Origin of the sequence: Sulfitobacter sp. HI0040, from assembly GCF_001634885.1 — a bacterium.
GTDB lineage: Bacteria > Pseudomonadota > Alphaproteobacteria > Rhodobacterales > Rhodobacteraceae > Sulfitobacter.
Genome location: NZ_LWEX01000262.1, coordinates 1 through 2,607 on the forward strand (window position 1 = coordinate 1; position 2,607 = coordinate 2,607).

Consider the following 2,607-nt stretch of genomic DNA (forward strand, 5'->3'; position numbering starts at 1 on the left):
AACGATGACATTGGCGGAAGGGTCGTAGACCTGGCTGATGTCGATCCCGGCCTCGCGCCGCAGGCGCGCCAGCAGGCGGCGCAGGTCGGGCGCGAGCGTGGCGGGGGCGGGGCCGCGCACCGCAACGGTGATGGGGGTTTCGAAACGGGTCAGCACCGGCAGCGACCGCCCGCTTTCCATCTGGAACGACAGGTCGAGGAAATCCTGCGCCACCGCCTTGTTGGAGCGGACCTCGGCCGGCATCGCGCGCGCGGTGAAGGTCTTCATCGGGGGCAGGGTGCTGTCGGCTATGGTCACGGGCAGGGCCGCGCGGGTCGGCGCTTCGGACTGGGTCGCGGGCACACAGGCGTTGAGGAAGATCATCAGCGGCAGGAACGCCCGCGCCCGCGGGCGTCGCGTTGCGCCGATCCCTTCCCTAAGGAAAGCTGCGCGCATGACTTTCATGCGACCGCGCCCTGCCGATCTGCCCACCATAACTGCCTGCCTGCCCTTTTGAGCTTGATTACAGGGTACACTTGCCAACCATCCGGTCAATGTTTGGAAACAATTAAGTCAAATCGGTGGCATAATGTCCAGTTGGACAAAAGACATGTACCGGACCGAACAAAGCGGATTGTCGGGCAATACAAACAAACAGGCACGCGGAATGCGATTCCTGCGTGCCCGATGCCGGCGAATATCTGCTTGCTCCCGCTCCCGGCGGGCGCTCTCGCTCAGCGCTGGCCGCGCGCCATGAAGGCGAGGCGTTCAAACAGATGCACGTCCTGCTCGTTCTTCAAAAGCGCGCCGTGCAGCTTGGGCAGGGCCGATGCGCCATCGCGCTTCAGGTCTGCGGGGTCCATGTCTTCGGCCAGAAGCAGCTTGAGCCAGTCGAGCACCTCGGAGGTGGAGGGCTTTTTCTTCAGTCCGGTCTGATCGCGGATCTCGTAGAACTGGGTGAGCGCGGTCGTCAGCAGCGCTTCCTTGATGCCGGGATGGTGCACTTCGACGATCTTGCGCAGCGTGTCCATTTCCGGGAAACGGATGTAGTGGAAGAAACAGCGGCGCAGAAAGGCGTCCGGCAATTCCTTTTCGTTGTTCGACGTGATGATAACGATGGGGCGCTGCTTTGCCTTGATCGTTTCGCCCGTTTCATAGACGAAGAATTCCATCTTATCGAGTTCCTGCAACAGGTCGTTGGGAAACTCGATATCCGCCTTGTCGATCTCGTCGATCAGCAGCACGACCCGCTCGTCGGCCTCGAACGCCTGCCAGAGCTTGCCCTTGCGGATGTAGTTTTTCACGTCGTGAACGCGCTCTTCGCCCAGCTGGCTGTCGCGCAGGCGGCTGACGGCGTCGTATTCATAAAGACCCTGCTGGGCGCGGGTGGTCGACTTGATATTCCATTCGATCATGCGCAGACCGAGCGCTTGTGAGACTTGGCGTGCCAGTTCCGTCTTGCCCGTTCCGGGCTCCCCCTTCACGAGCAGGGGCCGCTCCAGCGTGACGGCGGCATTGACGGCAATCGTGAGATCGTCGGTTGCGACGTAGTCTGCGGTACCTTCGAATTTCATCCTGTTATCAACCTTCTGTAGCGCGCTATTCACCTTGGCCCTTTAACCCTAAAACAATCGGATTGTGTAGTGACAATCTTCCGGGGCTGGGATAGACGCTGCGGAAGGGAGTGATGTCGGGAGACAGGTCTCATATGCCAGCATTGAAAACCGATAGGGATGATCACATGAAGCAGGAAGTGTTCCTGCCGGATAATTATTCGCCGGCCGAAGACGAACCTTTCATGAACGACCGCCAGCTTGAGTATTTCCGCCGCAAGCTGCTGGACTGGAAAGCGGAGCTGCTGGCGGGCAGCCGCGATACCATCGAGGGTCTTCAGGACGGGACCCGCAATATCCCCGATGTCGCGGACCGCGCGAGCGAGGAGACAGACCGGGCGTTGGAGCTGCGCACCCGCGATCGGGCGCGCAAGCTGGTCGGCAAGATCGACTCCGCCCTGCGCCGCATCGACGAAGGCGAATTCGGATATTGCTCCGTCACCGGGGACCCGATCTCGCTCAAGCGGCTGGATGCGCGTCCCATCGCCACCATGACGCTGGAAGCGCAGGAAAAGCACGAACGCCGCGAGCGCGTTCACCGCGACGACTGATCCTTTCGCAAGGGTTAAGGATACACGCCGGGGCCAGCGCCCCGGCGTTTTGCTATCAAGGCTACGGGACGGTCGCCGATGAAGACTTCAAGCGTGATCGTGGTGGGCGGCGGTGTCGGCGGGTTGGCGACGGCGGCGCTGCTGGGCAGGCAGGGCATGGCGGTGACGCTGGTGGAGCAGGCCCCAAGGTTCAGCGATATCGGGGCCGGGCTGCAGGTCAGCCCCAACGGGCTGCGGGTGTTGCGGGCCATGGGGCTTGAAACGCCGCTGCGCCAGCGTGGCGCGGTCGAAGCGCGCGCCGTCGTCCTGCAGAACGGGGAAAACGGGAGGACCGTCGCGCGGCTCGACCTTGCCAAGGCGGGTCCGGAGGGGCGCTATCTCTTTGCCCATCGTGCCGGGTTGATCGAGGTTCTGNCCGATGCGNCGCNGCNNGCNNATGTCACCTTCGATCTGGGCCGGCAGGT

4 protein-coding genes are annotated in these 2,607 nt (G+C 62.5%); 2 read left to right on the forward strand and 2 right to left on the reverse strand.

The window, feature by feature from the left end; all coding sequences use genetic code 11:
- A partial coding sequence (locus tag A3728_RS13445) for a DUF2927 domain-containing protein (protein WP_236630498.1) occupies nt 1-444 on the reverse strand: 444 nt, incomplete at its 3' end.
- 269 nt (nt 445-713) lie between these two features.
- A complete protein-coding gene (locus A3728_RS13450; protein WP_067924662.1) occupies nt 714-1,553 on the reverse strand; it encodes an AAA family ATPase in 840 nt (279 codons plus the stop codon).
- Between the two features lie 167 nt (nt 1,554-1,720).
- Between A3728_RS13450 and dksA the strand changes: the two genes are divergently transcribed.
- Entirely contained in the window at nt 1,721-2,143 is a 423-nt protein-coding gene (dksA, locus tag A3728_RS13455) for an RNA polymerase-binding protein DksA (protein WP_067924665.1), read from the forward strand.
- 78 nt (nt 2,144-2,221) lie between these two features.
- Nucleotides 2,222-2,607 (forward strand): FAD-dependent oxidoreductase (locus tag A3728_RS13460; RefSeq protein ID WP_150120789.1); only part of this gene is annotated, 386 nt, incomplete at its 3' end.

What these genes read in the sequence shown, in the direction of transcription:
- A3728_RS13450 (WP_067924662.1), bottom strand. Translation starts at nt 1,553, where the DNA reads ATGAAATTCGAAGGTACCGCAGACTACGTCGCAACCGACGATCTCACG.
- dksA (WP_067924665.1), top strand. Translation starts at nt 1,721, where the DNA reads ATGAAGCAGGAAGTGTTCCTGCCGGATAATTATTCGCCGGCCGAAGAC.